This is a genomic window from Bradyrhizobium sp. USDA 4461 (assembly GCF_054055655.1).
In genome coordinates, this window is the sequence record NZ_JBSRXM010000001.1 from 1,328,612 (window position 1) to 1,346,428 (window position 17,817).

Sequence of the window (17,817 nt, forward strand, 5' to 3'; positions counted from 1 at the left end):
CAGTTTGTCGATCGCGGAGTACTGACATTGCGTCCGATCAGGTGCCTTGCGCTGCTGGCGCTGGGCCTCATGATGTTTGCTGCTGCGCCTGCCGCGTATGCGATCGACGCGGTCAGCGTGCGCAGCGACGCACCGGCGATCGACCTCACCGCGGTGCTCGACCATCAGCGCAGTGAAACCGACCGCATCCAGGTCTCGACCGCTCCCGGAACCGACGGCATCGTGCGCCGCATCGAGGTGCGCGCGCGCGAAGGCGGCCAGAACTGGGTGGTGTTCGCGCTCGCCAACAACACCGACGACCAGCTCGACCGCCTGATCGTCGCGCCGCATTATCGCATCGTGTCGTCGGGCCTGTTGTGGCCCGACCTCGGCCTGTCGCGCATCGCCACCATCACGCCGTCGGTCGGCGATCGCCCGGAGCGGCAGGAGAGCCCGACCGCCGACGTGTTCCGCATTACGCTCGATCCCGGCGCCGTCGTCACCTATGTCGCGGAGCTGCGCACCGACAAGCTGCCGCAGCTCTATCTGTGGGAACCCGACGCCTACAAGGACAAGGTCAACTCGTTCACGCTGTACCAGGGCATCGTGATCGGCATCTCGGGCCTGCTCGCGCTGGTGCTCACGATCTTGTTTGTGGTCAAGGGCAGCATCATGTTCCCGGCCGCCGCGGCGCTGGCCTGGGCGGTGCTGGTCTATATCGGCGTCGATTTCGGTTTCTGGGGCAAGGTGCTCGACATGTCGAACAACGCCGAGCGCGTCTGGCGCGCGGCGGGCGAGGCGATCCTCGCGGCGACGCTGCTGGTGTTCCTGTTCGCGTATCTCAATCTCAGCCGATGGCACGTGCGCTACTCGCACATCACGATCGGCTGGCTGGTGTTCCTCGGCTCGCTGGTGGCGCTGGCGCTGTTCGATCCCGCGGTCGCCTCCGGCATCGCGCGGATGTCGCTGGTGATGATCGCCTTCGCCGGCTTCGCGCTGATCGTCTATCTCTCGACCCATGGCTTCGACCGCGCGGTGCTGCTGATCCCGACCTGGTTCCTGCTGGTGGTCTGGGTGGTCGCGGCCGGCATGACGGTGGCCGGCTCGGTCACCAACGACATCGTCGGCCCGGCGCTGCTCGGCGGCCTGGTGCTGATCGTGATGCTGATCGGATTCACGGTCATGCAGCACGCCTTCGCCGGCGGCGGCGCCACCACCGGCGTGGTCTCCGATGTCGAGCGCCGCGCGCTGGCGCTGACCGGCTCCGGCGACCTGATCTGGGACTGGGACGTCTCGGCCGACAAGGTGTTCACCAGCCCGGAGACCGAAGCGCTGCTCGGGCTGAAGCGCGGCACGCTGGAAGGCCCTGCCGCGAAATGGCTCGAAGTGCTGCACCCGCTCGACCAGGACCGCTTCCGCGCCGCGCTCGACAGCGTGCTCGACCAGCGCCGCGGCCGCCTGGTGCAGGATTTCCGGCTGCGCACGCCCGACGGCCATTTCATGTGGTTCGCGCTGAAGGCGCGCCCGGTGGTCGGCTCCGACGGCGAGGTCTCGCGCGTGGTCGGCACCCTGACCGACGTCACCGAGTTCAAGAATTCCGAAGAGCGGATGCTGCATGACTCGGTGCACGACAACCTGACCGGCCTGCCCAACCGCAAGCTGTTCATGGATCGCCTCAGCGCGGTGGCGAACCTCGCCAAGACCATGCCGAACCTGCGGCCGACCCTGATGGTGATCGACCTCGACCGCTTCAAGCAGGTCAACGATTCCGTCGGCATCGCGGTCGGCGACTCCATTCTGCTGACGCTGGCGCGCCGGCTGACCCGCATCCTCAAGCCGCAGGACACGCTGGCCCGGATGGCCGGCGACCAGTTCGGCCTGATCCTGCTGTCGGAGCAGGACCCGGCGCGGATCACCAATTTCGCCGAGACCATCCGCAAGACCATCCGCGCCCCGATCGCCTTCAACGACCGCGAGATCTTCCTGACCGCCTCGATCGGCCTTGCGCTGTCCGATCCGGCGGCGCCGCTGACCGACGAGATCATCAAGGACGCCGAGCTTGCGATGTATCACTCGAAGCGGATCGGCGGCGACCGCATCGACGTCTACAAGCCGGCGATGCGGGCACGCAAGACCGACCGCCTGACCCTGGAAAGCGACCTGCGCCGTGCCATCGAGCGCCAGGAGATCACGATCCTGTACCAGCCGATCGTGCGGCTGGAGGATCGCGCGATCGCCGGCTTCGAGGCCTTGGCGCGCTGGGATCATCCGAAGCTCGGCCGGATGTCGCCGTCGGAGTTCATCACCGTCGCCGAGGAGACCGGCCTGATCGTCGATCTCGGCATGTTCGTGATGGACCAGACCGCGCGCCAGCTCGCAGTGTGGCAGCGCGCGATGCGCGCCCGCGAGCCGATCTTCGCCTCGGTCAACGTCTCCTCGCGGCAATTGCTGCGCCACGACCTGATCCACGACATCCGCACCGTGCTGTCGCGCTCCTCGGTGGCGCGCGGCACGCTGAAGCTGGAGCTGACGGAATCGCTGGTCATGGAGAACCCGGAGCACGCCGCCCAGATGCTGGCGCGAATCCGCGAGCTCGGCACCGGGCTGTCGCTCGACGATTTCGGCACCGGGCACTCCTCGCTGTCCTATCTGCAGCGCTTCCCGTTCGACACCATCAAGATCGACCAGTCCTTTGTTCGCACCACCAGCCGCGGCACCCGCCCGGTGATCCTGAAATCGATCATCGCGCTGGCGCACGATCTCGGTATGGATGTAGTCGCAGAAGGTGCCGAGACCGATTCGGATGCCGTCGAGCTCTACCAGCTCGGCTGCGAATACGCGCAGGGCTTCGCCTTCGGCGAGCCGATGGACGCCGACGCCGCCACGCGGCTGCTCACCGAGGAACGGCTGGAAGCCGCGAGTTAGGCGCGGGCCGGGGGCACTCTGCCTGCCCCGCTCACGAATGTCATGCTCCGCGAAAGCGGAGTATCCAGTACGCCGCGGCTTATCCGTATCACTCTGACGTCTCTGGAATACTGGATCGCCCGCTTTCGCGGACGATGACGACCTGGAGTGTTGCCTCTTCTAACGCGGCTTGGGCATGCGCTTGAACTTGACGCTCTTGCCGTCGGCCTGGCGGGTGGCGATGTAGCCGGCCTCGAGGCAGGCTTCGCGCTGCGGCATCTTCTCCTGCGGGCTGCGCAGGGTTTCCCACCACGACGCCCGTTGCGCGGCGCGCGGCAGCGCCGCGTCGATGATCTCCTCGATCTGCTCGAAGGTCAGCACGAACTCGGGAAGATGCTGCTTCTTCAGGTAGTCCCGCAGCGGGTCGTAGTCGTTCACGTCGTCCTCAAGGCTCAGGATTCCGGCAACCACCCGTTAACCCATTCGGCGACCGCTGTCGCCATTTAAGGCGACGACAAGATTTCCCGATGCATGACGGCGCATTGGAGCTGAAAATGCCATTTCGACGGGGAAACGAGGCTAAGCGGCGCTGGCGGCTATCGGCAAAGCTGCTGATCGCGGCGTCGATTGCCACCGTGCTCGGCTTCTCCGCGGTCTGCGCCGGCGTGATGTTCGACATGCGCCGCGGCGAGGAGGAACTGGCGCGCCGGACCCTGGAGAATCTGGCCTCAGGCATCGAGGCCGACATCAGCCGCAACATCGAGCTCTACGATCTGTCGCTGCGCGCGGTCGCCAGCAATCTAGAGATGCCGGAGATCCGCAACGTCAGCAAGGAACTGCGCCAGCTGATCCTGTTCGACCATGCCGCGACCGCGCAGCATTTCGGCGCGATCCAGGTGTTCGATGCGGAAGGCAACCTGACCATCGACGCCGCGAGCCTCGATCCGCGCCCGGAGAACCGCAGCGACGAGCAGTATTTCACCATCCAGCGCGACCATCCGGACACCGGCCTCTATGTCAGCCGGCCGATGCTGCACCGTGGCGCCTACGCCATCGTGCTGAGCCGGCGCATCTCCGCCGACGACGGCCGCTTCCTCGGCGTCGTGGTCGGCTCGATCCGCTTCAGCTATTTCCACGATCTGTTCGGACGGCTGAACCTGGTGCCCGGCGACACCATCACCGTGCTGCGCAACGACCGCACCATCATCATGCGCACGCCGTTCGACCTCGACGTGATCGGCAAGAACCTCGCGGAGCAATCGGACTGGAAGGCCGACAATCTGAAGGTCGGCGGCTCCTTCTCCGGCAAGGGTCCGGTCGACGATACGCCGCGGCTCTATGTCAGGCGCAGCAGCTCCGGGCCGCTTTATGTGGTGGTCGGCAAGCCGCTGGAAGCGGTGTTCAACCTCTGGCGCACCGAGGCGATCCGCATCGGCGCGATCATGGCTGTCCTGATCCTGTTCGTGCTCAGCGCGACGCTGGTGCTCGCCCGCGAGATCGTCCGCCGCGCCGACGCCGAGGACAGGCTCGAGGAGATGGCGACGACCGACGCCCTCACCGGCCTGAAGAACCGGCGCAAATTCGATGCCGAGATCGAGCGCGAATGGCGCCGTGCCGGCCGCTACGGCCAGCCGGTCGCGCTGATGATGATCGATGCCGATCATTTCAAGGCCTATAACGACACCTACGGCCATCAGGCCGGCGACCAGGTGCTGGTCGGGATCGCGATCTGCATTTCGGACGCGGTGCGCCGCGCCGGCGATTGCCCGGCGCGCTTCGGCGGCGAGGAATTCGCCGTGCTGCTGCCCAACATGACCGCGCTCGAAGCCTTCAAGCTGGCCGAGACCATCCGCGGCAAGGTGCAGCAATGGTGCGAGGGCGAGCTCAGCACGACGGTGAGCATCGGCGTCGCCAGCATGCGACCGGCCGCAGGCCAGCCATGGGCCGACCTGATCGAAGCCGCCGACAAGGCGCTCTACGCCGCCAAGGCCAACGGCCGCAACCAGTCGGCGCTGGCCACCGTGCCGAAGATCGCGCTGGTGGCGTGAGGGCAGTCGCGTTAGTCGCGCAACTCTCACCGCATCATCGTCCCCGCAAAGCAATCAAATCCGTCATCCTGAGGTGCGAGCGGAGCGAGCCTCGAAGGATGCACGGCCACCGGCCGGGCCGTGCATCCTTCGAGACGCCGCTTCGCGGCTCCTCAGGATGACGGTGGCGGACATCAGCGTGTCACCCGAAGCCGCACCAGCAAGCTGAGCGCGCGGCAGCTGCTGCCGCCAACTCAGCCGCGGCGCTTCTTCTTCGGCTTCTTGCCGAACTTCGGCTTCGCCGTCGACACGTCCGGCCATTGCGTGTGCCCGGCGTAGCCGGACTTGCTGCGATGCTTCGTCTTGCCGAACCTGGGCTCGCTGTCGAATTTGACGCTCGTTTCGCGGTCCGGCTTGCCGCGCCGCTTGGCCGTCGCCTCATCACGCGGCCCGTCGCTGCGCGGCGCGCTGCGTCGGCCATCACCTTGGTCGCGCCAAGGCTCGTGCCTCGGCTTGCGGGCCGGCTTCTCCGCGTGCGTCTCCCGCTGCGGAGCCTCCGCCAACGGTTCGATGCGGATGCTGTCTTCCTTGTCCGGACGCTTGATCTTGACGGCGAAGGAGTCCGCGACCCGCGCGGCGATCTCGAACTCGGTGGTGGTGTCCATGATCTTGATGGCGCCGATGTCCCGCTTGTCGATGCCGCCGCGGCGGCAGATCATCGGCAGCAGCCAGCGCGCTTCGGCATTCTTCCTCCGCCCGATCGCGGCGCGGAACCAGACGGTCGCCTCCTCCATGCCGTGGCGCGGAGACTTCCCGGTCTTCGATCGCGGCCCGGCGGCACGCTCCTCGCGGCGCGCGGCGCGATCGCCGCGGTCGCGGCCGCGGGCTTCACCGGGATCGAGAATGTCTTCGGGCGCCGGCAGCCGCGCGCGATAGAGCCGGGCCAGCGCCGCGGCGATCGCCTCGGGCGAGCGTTCGGCGAGCAAGGCCTGCGCCAGCGCCAGATCGTCCGAAGTCGCCTCCTCGGAGAACACGGCGTCTTTCAGCAAGCGATCATGGTCGAGCTTGCGGATCTCGTCCGCCTGCGGAGCGGTGCCCCAGACGATATCGATGCCGGCGAGATCGAGCAGCAATTCGGCGCGCCGCCGCCGGGCGGGCGGCACCAACAGGATGCTGACACCCTTGCGGCCGGCGCGGCCGGTGCGGCCCGAGCGATGCTGCATCACCTCCGGATCTTTCGGCAGGTCGGCGTGAATGACGAGATCGAGGCTCGGCAGATCGATGCCGCGCGCCGCCACGTCGGTCGCGACGCAAACCCGGGACCGTCCGTCGCGCAAGGCCTGCAACGCCTGGGTCCGCTCGTTCTGGGTCATCTCGCCCGACAGCGCGGCCACCGAGAACCCACGCTCCAAGAGCGCCGCCTGCAAATGCCTGACGGCTTCGCGGGTGTTGCAGAACACCAGCGCGCTCGGCGCCTCATGGAAGCGCAGCACGTTGACCACCGCATGCTCGACGTCGTCGGCGGCCACCCGGATGGCGCGGTACTCGATGTCGGCATGGCCGCCTTCGTCGCCCGCGACCTCGATCCGGAACGCCTGCTGCTGGTATTGCTTGGCCAGCGCGACGATGCCGCGCGGGAACGTCGCCGAGAACAACAGCGTGCGGCGGCTGTCCGGCGTGGTTTCGAGGATGAATTCCATGTCCTCGCGGAAGCCGAGATTGAGCATCTCATCGGCCTCGTCGAGCACGACGACGCGCAATCCCGAGATATCGAGGCGGCCGCGCCGCAAATGGTCGCACAGCCGGCCGGGCGTCCCGACCACGATGTGAGCGCCCGCGGCCAGCTCGCGCTGCTCGCGGCGCGGGTCCATGCCGCCGACGCAGGAGACCACGCAGGCATCGGCATGTTCGTAGAGCCACGCAAGCTCGCGCTGCACCTGCAAGGCGAGCTCGCGCGTCGGCGCCACGATCAACGCCAGCGGTGCGGCGGCCTGCTCGAACCGCTCGGCGTCGCCGAGCAGGTCCTTGGCCATGGCCAATCCGTAGGCAACGGTCTTGCCCGAGCCGGTCTGGGCCGAGACCAGCAGGTCACGGCCGACGGCATCCTCCGCCAGCACGGCGAGCTGGACAGGGGTCGGTTGTTCGTAGTTGCGCTCAGCCAAGGCGCGGGCGAGCGGCGAACTGGTGGTCGGAAAGGGCACGAGATGGGAAACCTTGATTGGTCCGGGCGCAGAACGTCGAGCGGGACGACTTGAAGCTGCGACCCCGGCAAGCGGCACAGCCGCATGGCGATTTGGCGTGCTTTACGCCAAGACCGGCCAAATCGCCATGCCTCCGTGGCAGAAAAGGTGCCGCGGATCAGGCCGGCTGTCCGATCGGGGCCCGGCTTCCGGCAATCCGGTCCATCAGTCCGGACAATCGCGATGGACGCGGGCCGGCGGCGGCGATCAGGCCGCCTGCTCCGCGCAGCGCGCCCGGCACCAACTCGCAGGCCAGCAGCCGCTCGCGTTGATACGGCCCGGGCATGCGGAGCGCGCCGGTTGTCGCAGCCGAGAAGCCGAAACGGCCGTAATAGGCGGCATCGCCGACCAGGATGACGGCGCGGTAGCCCAGCAGTTGCGCACGCGCCAGCGCCTGTCGCATCAGCGCGGCGCCGATGCCCAGACGTCGGGCATCCTCGGCGACGGCCAGCGGGCCGAGCAGCAGGCAGGTGTGACCGGTCGCGGTCATGACCGGCCACAGCCGTAACGTGCCGACCAAGCGGCCGCCACGGCGCGCGACAAACGCGAGGCCGCGCGCAGGTTTGCGGCCCTCGCGCAGCCGCTCCGAGGTCTTGGCGAAACGGCCAGGACCGAATGCAGCGTCGAGCAGACTGTCTCGCGCCGCCACGTCCGAACGGCGTTCCCTTCGGATCGCAACCGGCTTGTCGTTCGGAGAACCAGATGAGGACATCACGCAACCCTCGCCAGATAGATGAAGACCTCGTCAAGGTCCCGGCACCTGAAGCGCTCGGCCAACTCCTGCGGACGCCCCATCGCAACGACGCGGCCATGGCTCATGATCACGACGAAGTCGCAGAGCTGCTCGACCTCGGTCATGTTGTGCGAGGACAGCAGGATGGTGGCGCCGCGGCGCTTCTGATAGGCGCGTAACCGGCTGCGCACCCATTCGGCGCGGTCGGGATCGAGCGATGCCGTCGGCTCGTCGAGCAGCAGCACGTCGGGATCGTTGATCAGCGCCTTGGCCACGGCGACGCGGGTCTTCTGCCCAGCGGAGAGCCGCCCGGTGACCCGGTCGAGCACGTCGCCGAGTTCGAAATCCTCGATCAGCTGCTCGATCCGGGCCTTCAGATTGGCGACGCCATAGAGCCGGCCGAACACCGTCAGGTTCTGTCGCACCGTGAGCCGGCCCGGCAGCGCGACATAGGGGCTCTCGAAATTCATCCGGCTGAGCACCTTGTGACGCTCGGTCGCCATGTCGTGGCCCAGCACCATGGCGCGGCCGAAGCTCGGCACCACGAGGCCCATGATCATGGAGATCGTGGTGGTCTTGCCGGCGCCGTTGCCGCCGAGCAGGCCGACGGTCCAGCCCTTCGGCACGATGAAGTTGACGTCGTCGACCGCCCAATGGGTACGGTACTTCTTGCAGAGATCCTCGACGGCGATGGCTGGCGTGTCATCGAGGTTGGGCCGGTCCGAGTTACCCTGCGCGGGCGCAGCGTTTGCCAAAACTGGCGTCAGATGTCCGCGGGGCAGGAAGCGTTCGATGCGGCTCATGGATCTCTCCCCTTACTCGCCCATGGTGAGCAGGCCGCCCTTGTGGCGGGCGCTGTGCAGCAGGGCGACGAATGTGGTGAAGCCAATGCCGAGATAGACGGCATTGAGCGCGAGGCATTCGAGCATCAGATCGGTGCGGAACGTGCCGTCGAGCAGCACGGCGCGCATGCCCTCGAACACATAGGTTGGCGTCAACGACCAGGCGACCGGATGCAGCCAGAGCGGCAGCGCCGCGACCGGATAGTAGACGCAGCACAGCGGCAGCAGCACGATCATGATCGAATAGGCGAGGCTCTCGGCGCCAAAACCTTGCCGGATCACGAGACCGGCGACGACAAGGCCGATCGCCCAACTGGTCAGCACGAGATTGAGGAAGAACGCGATCAGCCCCGGCCCCATCGCAGTGAGGTTGAAGCCGAACAGCAACCAGGTCAGCAGCAGCACCGGCAGCGTGCCGATCACCAGTCGGATCAGGCTCATCAGCATCAGCGAGGCCGCAAGCTCGGACGGCTGCAACGGGCTCATCATCAGGTTGGCGAGATTGCGCGACCATATCTCCTCCAGGAAGGTGAAGGTGAAGCCGAGCTGGCCGCGAAACAGCACGTCCCAGAGCAGGATGGCGCCGAGCAAGAGGCCGGCGGTGGAGGCCATCGCCGACTTGCTGTCATAGAGGTAGGTGTAGAGGAAACCCCACACCAGCATCTGCATCGCCGGCCAGTAGACGATCTCGAGCAGCCGGAGCCATGACGAGCGCAGGATGTAGTAATAACGCGCCGTCATGGCGGCGATGCGATTCAGTGACTGTGTCATGGCACGCACCCTATTTGCTGCGATCAATCGAACTCGCGGCGGATCGGGCGGCGCTTGCCGACCTTGGGCGGAAACGCCAGCAGCGCGTGAGCCTGCACCCGGACCGGATGCTCGAGGCAGGCCTTGAGCAGATCCTCCAGATGCGCGACCGAGCCGTGCAACCGGCCCAGCGGCGTATCCTGGCCGAGCACGACGCGCGCCTCGACCAGGTCGACGCCGCGCTGCACGATCTCGAACTGCGCCAGGTGCAGATTGCAGTCGAACATCCAGCGATAGGTCGCATCGAGGATGCTGCCGGCCGGAACCTTGCGGCCGTCGCGGTTGACGAAGGCGTCGTTGAGCCTGCCGTCGATGCTCGCGATCTGCGACCAGTTGATATCGGACGGCGCGGGGTTGGCCGGCTGGGTGATGTAGTCGCCCTGCACGTAGCGAATGAACGGCATCGCCTCGTTGAGCAGGTTGGTGATCACGGCGATGCCGGACTGCCCGGCAGCCTGCGGCTGCATCGTGACGGGATCGAGCACGTCGAGATGCACGGTGTCCTCGCAGACGTGATACTGGCCGTTGGGCATTTCGAGCGCGATCCGCGTCGCCTCCTCGGAGGAATATTCGTCGAGCACGGGCACGCCGAGCTGACGCGACCATTCCGCCCGGGCGGCACGGGAGGAATATTCCGAATGCGTCACCGCGAGATTGAGCGAGGAGCGGAACTCGTCGACATGCGGCATCAACGCATCGAGGCTCGACGGATAGAGCGACAGGATCTTCGGCCCGAGATAGCGCAGATGCTGGGCGACGCGCGCCGGCGGGATCAGGTTCGAGATGAAGGCGGTCGGATAATCGCCGCCGATCGAATCGAACCACCACGGCACGGTGTAGACATGGGCGAGCAGGTCTTCGGCCCGGTAGTTGCCGCCGCTCTGCATCGCGAACTGGCGGACGCCCTGGATGGTGTCGGTGATCACGGCGTCGTAGTCGACGCGGATCAAGAGGGTCTGGCCCGACGAGCCGGATGAGCGGGTCGGAAACAGGTTTTCGGGCTTGTATTTCCTGTTGACGCACTGGTCCGGGAATGCCGCGACCAGCTCGGGCTTGGTGATGACAGGGATCTTCTGGATGTCGTCGTAGTCGCGCAGATGCTCCGGCCTGAAGCCGGCGGCATCATACTTGGCGCGGTAGACCGGGATGTCGCGATAGGCGAGCTCGACCAGTTGCTTGATGCGGGCGAATTGCCGCGCGCGGATGTCCGACACCGGCAGATAGGGATGCCGCATGCATTCGCCGAGATAGTTCGCGGTCGCGGCGACCAGCTCGGGCGCGGCATCGTCGGACGGCTGGAAATCCGGCCGGGTGTGCTCGGTCTCCCAGAACTGGCGCTGCGGCACGCTGGTGCTATCGACCGCGGCGGGCACCAGGGACGCGGCGGCCTGATCGTGCTCCGGCACCAGAGCAAGGCTGTCATCGGAAGTGCTGATTGCAAGCGTGGACGTCATCTTCAGCTCCATGATTGACGGGAGGACCGCCCGTTCATGGCGCTATCAATGGCGTGCGGCGTGCGTGGCTGCCGTGACTGGCGTCACACGGTGCTCCAGCCGCGCGCAGCAACGTCGGGCGGGTTGGGCAAAGCCGTAACCCGCCGCAACGCGACGCGATGGAGCCATGGCGGGTTACGATTTCGCCTAATCTTACTGCGTCATAATTCTGCCTCCGCCGTCATTGCGAGGAGCGATAGCGACGAAGCAATCCATCCAACCGCGTTTGCGGGCCGATGGATTGCTTCGCTTCGCTCGCAATGACGGCTGGATTCGTTCACGGCCTCTCAGGATCGGCTGAAAGAGCGCTTGTGACGCAGTAGTACTAACCCGCCCTACAAGACTGATCCGATCACTTCGCCTTCAGCGCCTTGTCGTGGCTCTCGAGCGCCGACGCCATCAGCTTCGGCAATTGCGCGGCATAGACCTCGATGAAGGTCGCGTCACCGCAGGCCTCCGGATCGCGCGCGGCCTGCTCGGCGACACGCGCGGCCTTGGCCTCGCATTTCGCGAACATGTGCCAGAACCAGTCCGGGCTCTTGCCGAGTGCCGGCTTGTTCTTCTTGATGACGGCGGCGCCGACCGCGCTCATCGCGCTGACGACGCCGGCGCCCAGCGTGCTGATGGCATGCGCGTTAAGGATATCCTCGCGCCCCTGCGCGGTGGCGTTGGTCGCGGTCGTTCTTGCCGTCGTTCTTGCCTTGGCCGGCATGCTCAAGCTCCTTGTCGATCCCTGGTCGGTCCTTTGGGCGGGCGAAGCATCGGCTGCGGAAGTTGAGGAAGGCTCAAGGGGCATGGTTGAAAACCGCTATGGATTTCATTCCGGTTTTAGGCGCTTCCGAGCGATCGGGCGCGGAGGGATTTTTGAGTTCCCTCCGGCGTGTAATGCGTCAACGACCGTTACCCTTTGGCGTCATAGCGGCCCGTTTGCTCGGGTTTGGCTTCTTTGCTTGAGCATGATCTTTTCGGAAAACCGCTTCGCACGTTTCCGGATTATGCTCCCCTGTCCTTGATCCGACTGCGATGCGCGGCCTGCTTGGCGCGGTTGCCGCAGATCGCCATGCTGCACCAGCGGCGCGCACGCGCCCTTGTGTGATCGGCAAACATCAAGGTGCAGGCCGGGCCCTCGCACGCCTTGATGTCGGAAAAGCTTTCCTCGCAGACGACTTTGGCCATCGCTTCGCCGATCGGCACCAGCAATGTTTCCGCCGAGCGCCAGCGCCGCGTCTGCTCCAGCGCGAAGCCGTCGTGATCGTCGTGACGATGCGGCACGATCCGGCTGAACGCCTGATCGCTCTCGAGCAGCCGGTTCAGCGGCTCCAATTCCTTCAGCGCCCGCGGCGCGAGTGGTCTGCCCATATGCTTGCGCACGAAACCGCGGAACCATTCGCGCAGGTCTCGCGCCTGGCCGGCGACATCATCGAGCTCGCCCGGCTTCGCGCGGGCCTTGAGCGCGTCGACCACATCCGACGGCACCAATTTCGCCTGTGCGAGCCAACGCAACAGGCCGTCACCGTCGCCGATCCAGTCCACCGGCGTGTCGACCGGGGTCGCGATCGAATTGATGAAATCGAGACCCAAACTATCGGCGATGAACATCGCGGGTGGATGGGGTTGCACGGCTGGACCTCCTGGCGGCTTCTTTTTTGACCCGATCGGAAATAACCGCCTAAGCGCCTCTTGACAAGTTACGTGCACTGGATCATGAGTCTAGTAACCTGTCAAATACAATTATACTGGTTACGATAGAGCCGAGGAGCGGACGATGTCGAACAAGGATGTCAGCGTGGTGCTTGCCCACGGCGCGTGGGCCGACGGCTCGAGTTGGGCGCGGGTGATCACGGCGCTCGACGCCGAAGGCATCACCGCGGTGGCAGCGCCGCTGCCGCTGACCTCGCTCGCCGACGATGTCGCTGCGCTGAATCGCACGCTCGACCGCGTCGAGGGACCGGTCGTGCTGGCCGGCCATGCCTATGCCGGCGCCGTGATCGCCGAGAGCCGCGCACCACGCGTCAGGGCGCTGGTCTATGTCGCGGCGCTGGCGCCAGACCAGGGCGAGACCGTCGCCGACGTGTTCTACCGCGCACCGCCGCATCCGTTCGCGCCGAAGCTCGCACCCGATGCCAACGGCCTGATCTGGCTGCCCGAGTCCGCCTTCGCATCGGCCTTCGCGCAAGGCGCGCGCGCCGAGGAGCTCGCGGTGCTCGCCGCCGTGCAGCGGCCGATCTCTCCTGCCTGCATCACCGTGCCGGTCGGCCGTCCGCTCTGGAAGGACGTCCCGAGCTGGTTCCTGGTTGCCGAAGAGGACCGGATGATCGCGCCCGAGACCCAGCGCAGCATGGCGGCGCGGATGCAGGCTGTCGTGCGTTCACATCCGGTCGATCACACGCCGATCGTCACGGCGCCGGCGCATGTCACCGACATCATCCGGGAAGCGGTCAGCGCAGTCTCCGCGCAGAGCAAGCCGTAATTCCAAATCCCACCACATCACGGCCACAGGGAGTGACAGATGTCCGAGATCATGTATCGCACCGCCGATGTCGACGGGGTCAAGGTGTTCTATCGCGAGGCCGGTTCGCCCGGCGCGCCGAAACTGCTGCTGCTGCACGGCTTCCCGACCGCGGGACACATGTTCCGCGATCTGATCCCGCTTCTCGCGGACAAATTTCACATCGTGGCGCCGGACTTGCCCGGCTTCGGCCTGTCCGGCATGCCGCCGCGGGACGCGTTCAGCTACACCTTCGACCGCATCGCCGGCGTGATCGATCGCTTCACCGAGATAATCGGCTTCGACCGCTACGCGGTCTATGTGTTCGACTACGGCGCGCCGACCGGCTTCCGCCTCGCGCTCAAGCATCCGGAGCGGATCGCCGCGATCATCTCGCAGAACGGCAACGCCTATGAAGAAGGCCTCAGCGACGGCTGGAGCCCGATCAAGGCCTATTGGCAGGACCCGTCGCAGGTGAACCGCGATGCGCTGCGCGCCTTCCTGACGCCGGAGACCACGCGCTGGCAGTACACCCACGGCACCTCGGATCCGCAGGCGGTGTCGCCGGACGGACAGAACCTCGACAATTACTACATGGCGCGGCCCGGCGCGCATGACGTGCAGCTCGATCTGTTCGGCGACTACAAGAGCAACGTCGCGCTCTATCCGGCCTTCCAGTCCTACTTCCGCACCCACCAGCCGCCATTCCTCGCGGCGTGGGGCAAGAACGATCCATTCTTCCTGCCGCCGGGTGCGGAAGCGTTCAAGCGCGACAATCCGAACGCCGTCGTCAAGTTCTTCGACACCGGCCACTTCGCGCTGGAGACGCACGCAGCGGAAATCGCGCGGAGTATCCGCGAATTCCTGAGCCGCTGAGTCACCTCGCGCCGCTACGCGCCCGTGACGCGCCAGATCACGTTGCCGACATCGTCGGCGACCAGCAGCGATCCGTCCGGGCCGAGTGCGACGCCGACCGGACGGCCGTACGACACCTTCTCGTCTGGCGCAAGTAAGCCCGACAGGATGTCGCGCGCCGGCCCTGACGGACGGCCGTTCTCGAACGGCACGAACACTACCTTGTAGCCCGACAGCGTCGAGCGATTCCACGAGCCGTGCTGGCCGATCACCATGCCGTCGGGGAAGCCGGGCAGCGTGCCCCTGGGCATCCAGCACAGGCCGAGCGAAGCAGTGTGGCCGCCGAGCGCGTAGTCCGGCTGGATCGCCCTGGCGACCATCGCCGGATCCTGCGGCACGCGGTCATCGACCGTCTGCCCCCAGTAGCAATAAGGCCAGCCGTAGAAGCCGCCGTCGCGCACCGAGGTCAGATAATCCGGCGGCGTCTCGTCGCCGATGCCGTCGCGCTCGTTGACGACGGTCCACAGCACATTGGTGTTCGGCTCCCATGCGAGCCCGACCGGATTGCGCAGGCCGCCGGCGAAGATGCGGCTGGTGCCGGCGGCGAGATCGAGCTCATAGATCGCGGCACGGCCTTGCTCGACCTCCATGCCGTTCTCCGCGATGTTGCTGAGCGAGCCGACGCCGGCATAGAGCTTCTTGCCGTCGGCGCTCGGCAGCAGGCTGCGCGTCCAGTGCCCGTCGGGCTTGAAGGTGACGAGCTTGCGTCCCTCCGCAGTGATGCGATCGGCGCCCGCGGTGTAGGGAAATGCCACCACGCCGTCGGTGTTGCCGACATAGAAGGTATCGCCGATCAGCGCCATGCCGAACGGCTGGCGCAATCCTTCCATGAAGGCACCGCGGCTTTCGGCGACACCGTCACCGTCGCGATCGCGCAGCAGCGTGATGCGGTTGGCGCTGACGCCGAGCGCTGCGGCGCGGCGCATCGTCGCCTGCATCGCATAATGGAAGACGCTGCGCGGGGTGCCCGCGATCTGCGTCGCCTCGGCGATCAGCACATCGCCGTTCGGCAGCACGTTGATCCAGCGCGGATGATCGAGCCCTGACGCAAACGCGTTCACCTTGAGTCCGGGTGCTGTGGTCGGAAGCTGGCCCTTGTCCCAGCCGCGCGCCGTCGGCATCTTCAGCGTCGGGATCGCGCCCTGCGACTTCGCCGCCGGAATCTGCGGCGCGCTGCCCCAGGCGGGCGCGGGCTGTGCGCCCTGCATCCGCCGCCACGCCACGGCGCCGGCCCCGATCGCCGCGACGACGCGGGCAAAAACTCCAGACGTGCTCATGTACTTCCCCTGTTGGTCGCGCTTTGTGCTTGCGCGTTGTCGGCCGGCAAGCAGCATTGGCATAATGCCGGCCCTGATGACAGTAGTTATACGATCTTCGCAGCCGCACCCGAATCGGGGAGACTGACCGCACGCTCCCTTGTCAGAGCGTTTTCCTCCCTGAGACCTTGCCCGCCCCGGTCGGCGGGCTTCCTTTTCCGAAGCGCCCGGGCTTTCCAGGCCCGGCGGGCGCAGCCCGCCGCGGCACGTTATAGCCGGAAAAGCATAGCGGGCCTGCTACGCATTCTACCGGGCAGAGCGACGGCGCGGCCCGCGGAACGCAAGCCCCCTCACCAAATCCTGATCCCACCTCCGCGCAAATTCACCTTCGTCAGCCGCATGGCAGATCAGGAACGCCGGTCCGCGGCATCCGTTGGTCGCGACACCAGCAAGGAGTGTAAGAATGCAACGGAACACCAAGATCATGGCTCTGGCCGCCGCGTCGCTGATCGCAACGACGGCAGGTGCGTTCGCGCAAGGCTACTATCCTTACGGGAACCCCGGCCCGCGATACTATGGCGGCCCGCGCTATCAGACCTACGAGCCGCAGGTGATGTACAATCAGGTTCAACCGGGCTGGTATGGCGCGATGAATGGCACCAACCATCCGACGCCGAGTTCGACGCAGGGCGACGTCGGCCCTGAAGGGAACAACAACGGCACGCTGACCGGCGTCTACCGGCAGTGGTAGCCCACGCAAGAGTGAAGGCCCGTCGCTCGGATTGGGCGGCGGGCCTTTTGCTGTTCCTCACTCGGCCGTCATTGCTGACGATTACGCCGCTCAGGACGCTTTCACTTCACCATCGCGCCGTAGACGATGTCCTGCACGGTCTCACGATAATATTTGCGCAGCTCGCCGGGCGCTGCGGTTCCCACCACCACGACGAGGCGCTCCTTCGGATCGCAAACAAACTGCGTGCCATAGGCGCCGTTCCAGGTGAACTCGCCGGGATCGCCGGGCACCGACGACAGGCCCTCGCTGGTCCGCACCGCGACCGCGAGGCCGAAGCCGAAGCCTGCGCGATGCGGCTCGACCGCAGCGACGTTGTTCTTGATCTCGGGCCCGAGATGGTTCGACGTCATTAGGCGCACGGTGCTCGGGCTGAGGATGCGCTTGCCGTTGAGCTCGCCGCCATTCAGCAGCATCTGCCCGAAGCGCAGATAGTCGCCGACGGTGGCGAACGAGCAGGCGCCGCCGCAGTCGAATTTGGTCGGCGTGTCGAGCAGCTTGATCGCCTGCGGCTTGCCGGTGAGCGGATCGTTGGGGAAGGGGCGCGCCAGCCGGGCGCGCTGGGCATCGGCCGGGTGGAATGTTGCGTTCGTCATGCCGAGCGGCTTCCAGACGTTGGCTGCGAGATAGTCGCCGAGCCGCTGGCCGGACACCTTCTCGACCACCGCACCGAGCACGTCGATCGAGAAGCCGTATTCGAACTCGGTGCCGGGCTGATGCACCAGCGGCAGCTGGGTGATGCGATCGATGAAGGCCCCCGTGTCGCCCTCGACCGCAGGCGCCGTGCCGTCGGGATAGAGCCGCGCCAGCGCGCTCGAACTGTCGGGCCGGCCGCCATACATCAGGCCGGAGGTGTGGCGATAGAGATCGTGGATGAAGATCGGCTGCGCCTGCGGCTCCATCTTGAGCGATCCGTCGGCCTGCTGCACGCCGACCTTCATGTCGGCAAACGCCGGATAGTACTCGGCGACCTTGGCCTGCAACGGCAACCGGCCCTGCTCCATCAACGTGAGCCCCGCGACCGCCGCCATCGGCTTGGTCATCGACGCCAGCGCGAACACCGCGTCGATCGGCATCGGCGTGCCCTTGACCGGGTCGAGCTGGCCATAGGCCTTGTAGTGCACGAGCTTGCCGTCACGCGCGATTGCCACCACCGCGCCGGGCACCCGCTTGGCCGCGATCTCGCGCGCGAAGAAGTCGTCGAGCCGCGCCAGCCCCTGGTCCGAAAAGCCGACCTGGTGCGCCGAAGCCTCCGGCAGCGGCGGTGCGGCATGAGCAATGTTGAAAGCAAGACTCGTGGCGGCGGCAGCCGCGGCAATGACGATTCTTCGCATTGTTTC

The 17,817-nt window shown here is 66.4% G+C and carries 15 protein-coding genes; 5 read left to right on the plus strand and 10 right to left on the minus strand.

Going from position 1 to position 17,817, the window contains the following annotated elements; translation table 11 throughout:
* The first annotated feature begins 27 nt into the window (after positions 1 to 27).
* Positions 28 to 2,904 (plus strand): EAL domain-containing protein, encoded by a 2,877-nt coding sequence (locus ACVINW_RS06285; RefSeq protein WP_456750494.1) that lies wholly within the window; start codon positions 28 to 30, stop codon positions 2,902 to 2,904.
* A 159-nt stretch (positions 2,905 to 3,063) separates the two neighbouring features.
* Here the strand turns inward: ACVINW_RS06285 and ACVINW_RS06290 are convergent, their stop codons facing one another.
* On the minus strand, positions 3,064 to 3,321 hold the full coding sequence (locus ACVINW_RS06290; RefSeq protein WP_456750495.1) for a DUF7662 domain-containing protein: 258 nt from the start codon (positions 3,319 to 3,321) through the stop codon (positions 3,064 to 3,066).
* A gap of 116 nt (positions 3,322 to 3,437) precedes the next feature.
* Between ACVINW_RS06290 and ACVINW_RS06295 the strand changes: the two genes are divergently transcribed.
* Positions 3,438 to 4,931: a sensor domain-containing diguanylate cyclase gene (locus ACVINW_RS06295; protein ID WP_456750496.1), complete on the plus strand. Its 1,494-nt coding sequence runs from the start codon at positions 3,438 to 3,440 to the stop codon at positions 4,929 to 4,931.
* 233 nt (positions 4,932 to 5,164) lie between these two features.
* Here the strand turns inward: ACVINW_RS06295 and ACVINW_RS06300 are convergent, their stop codons facing one another.
* The 7 genes from ACVINW_RS06300 to ACVINW_RS06330 all read right to left on the minus strand — a co-directional run bounded on the left by ACVINW_RS06300 (position 5,165) and on the right by ACVINW_RS06330 (position 12,627).
* Positions 5,165 to 7,111: a DEAD/DEAH box helicase gene (locus ACVINW_RS06300; RefSeq protein ID WP_456750497.1), complete on the minus strand. Its 1,947-nt coding sequence runs from the start codon at positions 7,109 to 7,111 to the stop codon at positions 5,165 to 5,167.
* Between the two features lie 157 nt (positions 7,112 to 7,268).
* A complete protein-coding gene (locus tag ACVINW_RS06305; protein ID WP_456750498.1) occupies positions 7,269 to 7,862 on the minus strand; it encodes a GNAT family N-acetyltransferase in 594 nt (197 codons plus the stop codon).
* Positions 7,862 to 8,686 (minus strand): ABC transporter ATP-binding protein, encoded by an 825-nt coding sequence (locus ACVINW_RS06310; RefSeq protein ID WP_456750499.1) that lies wholly within the window; start codon positions 8,684 to 8,686, stop codon positions 7,862 to 7,864. Before ACVINW_RS06310 ends, ACVINW_RS06305 begins: the two co-directional genes overlap by 1 nt.
* 12 nt (positions 8,687 to 8,698) lie before the next feature.
* Positions 8,699 to 9,496 (minus strand): ABC transporter permease, encoded by a 798-nt coding sequence (locus tag ACVINW_RS06315; RefSeq protein ID WP_456750500.1) that lies wholly within the window; start codon positions 9,494 to 9,496, stop codon positions 8,699 to 8,701.
* Between the two features lie 23 nt (positions 9,497 to 9,519).
* A complete protein-coding gene (locus tag ACVINW_RS06320) occupies positions 9,520 to 10,989 on the minus strand; it encodes a phenylacetate--CoA ligase family protein (protein ID WP_456750501.1) in 1,470 nt (489 codons plus the stop codon).
* A 391-nt stretch (positions 10,990 to 11,380) separates the two neighbouring features.
* A complete protein-coding gene (locus tag ACVINW_RS06325; protein ID WP_456750502.1) occupies positions 11,381 to 11,740 on the minus strand; it encodes a hypothetical protein in 360 nt (119 codons plus the stop codon).
* Positions 11,741 to 12,021: 281 nt separating this feature from the next.
* Positions 12,022 to 12,627 carry a CGNR zinc finger domain-containing protein gene (locus ACVINW_RS06330; RefSeq protein WP_456756314.1) on the minus strand — a complete coding sequence of 202 codons (606 nt, stop codon included), beginning with the start codon at positions 12,625 to 12,627 and terminating at the stop codon, positions 12,022 to 12,024.
* Between the two features lie 166 nt (positions 12,628 to 12,793).
* Between ACVINW_RS06330 and ACVINW_RS06335 the strand changes: the two genes are divergently transcribed.
* Entirely contained in the window at positions 12,794 to 13,498 is a 705-nt protein-coding gene (locus ACVINW_RS06335) for an alpha/beta fold hydrolase (RefSeq protein ID WP_456750503.1), read from the plus strand.
* 39 nt (positions 13,499 to 13,537) lie between these two features.
* Positions 13,538 to 14,392, plus strand: a complete 855-nt coding sequence (locus ACVINW_RS06340; RefSeq protein ID WP_456750504.1) for an alpha/beta fold hydrolase — start codon at positions 13,538 to 13,540, stop codon at positions 14,390 to 14,392.
* A 14-nt stretch (positions 14,393 to 14,406) separates the two neighbouring features.
* Here the strand turns inward: ACVINW_RS06340 and ACVINW_RS06345 are convergent, their stop codons facing one another.
* Positions 14,407 to 15,708, minus strand: coding sequence for a PQQ-dependent sugar dehydrogenase (locus tag ACVINW_RS06345; RefSeq protein ID WP_456750505.1), 1,302 nt, complete (start codon positions 15,706 to 15,708; stop codon positions 14,407 to 14,409).
* A gap of 442 nt (positions 15,709 to 16,150) precedes the next feature.
* On the opposite strand from ACVINW_RS06345, the gene ACVINW_RS06350 reads away from it, so the two are divergent.
* Positions 16,151 to 16,438, plus strand: a complete 288-nt coding sequence (locus ACVINW_RS06350) for a hypothetical protein (protein ID WP_456750506.1) — start codon at positions 16,151 to 16,153, stop codon at positions 16,436 to 16,438.
* Between the two features lie 101 nt (positions 16,439 to 16,539).
* On the opposite strand, the gene ACVINW_RS06355 is transcribed toward ACVINW_RS06350, so the two are convergent.
* Positions 16,540 to 17,811, minus strand: a complete 1,272-nt coding sequence (locus tag ACVINW_RS06355; RefSeq protein WP_456750507.1) for a serine hydrolase domain-containing protein — start codon at positions 17,809 to 17,811, stop codon at positions 16,540 to 16,542.
* Positions 17,812 to 17,817 lie beyond the last annotated feature (6 nt).

Coding starts and splice junctions, on each gene's coding strand:
- ACVINW_RS06325 (WP_456750502.1), bottom strand. CDS start 11,740: ATGCCGGCCAAGGCAAGAACGACGGCAAGAACGACCGCGACCAACGCC.
- ACVINW_RS06340 (WP_456750504.1), top strand. CDS start 13,538: ATGTCCGAGATCATGTATCGCACCGCCGATGTCGACGGGGTCAAGGTG.
- ACVINW_RS06335 (WP_456750503.1), top strand. CDS start 12,794: ATGTCGAACAAGGATGTCAGCGTGGTGCTTGCCCACGGCGCGTGGGCC.
- ACVINW_RS06345 (WP_456750505.1), bottom strand. CDS start 15,708: ATGAGCACGTCTGGAGTTTTTGCCCGCGTCGTCGCGGCGATCGGGGCC.
- ACVINW_RS06295 (WP_456750496.1), top strand. CDS start 3,438: ATGCCATTTCGACGGGGAAACGAGGCTAAGCGGCGCTGGCGGCTATCG.
- ACVINW_RS06350 (WP_456750506.1), top strand. CDS start 16,151: ATGCAACGGAACACCAAGATCATGGCTCTGGCCGCCGCGTCGCTGATC.
- ACVINW_RS06355 (WP_456750507.1), bottom strand. CDS start 17,811: ATGCGAAGAATCGTCATTGCCGCGGCTGCCGCCGCCACGAGTCTTGCT.
- ACVINW_RS06310 (WP_456750499.1), bottom strand. CDS start 8,686: ATGAGCCGCATCGAACGCTTCCTGCCCCGCGGACATCTGACGCCAGTT.
- ACVINW_RS06305 (WP_456750498.1), bottom strand. CDS start 7,862: ATGTCCTCATCTGGTTCTCCGAACGACAAGCCGGTTGCGATCCGAAGG.
- ACVINW_RS06320 (WP_456750501.1), bottom strand. CDS start 10,989: ATGACGTCCACGCTTGCAATCAGCACTTCCGATGACAGCCTTGCTCTG.
- ACVINW_RS06315 (WP_456750500.1), bottom strand. CDS start 9,496: ATGACACAGTCACTGAATCGCATCGCCGCCATGACGGCGCGTTATTAC.
- ACVINW_RS06330 (WP_456756314.1), bottom strand. CDS start 12,627: ATGTTCATCGCCGATAGTTTGGGTCTCGATTTCATCAATTCGATCGCG.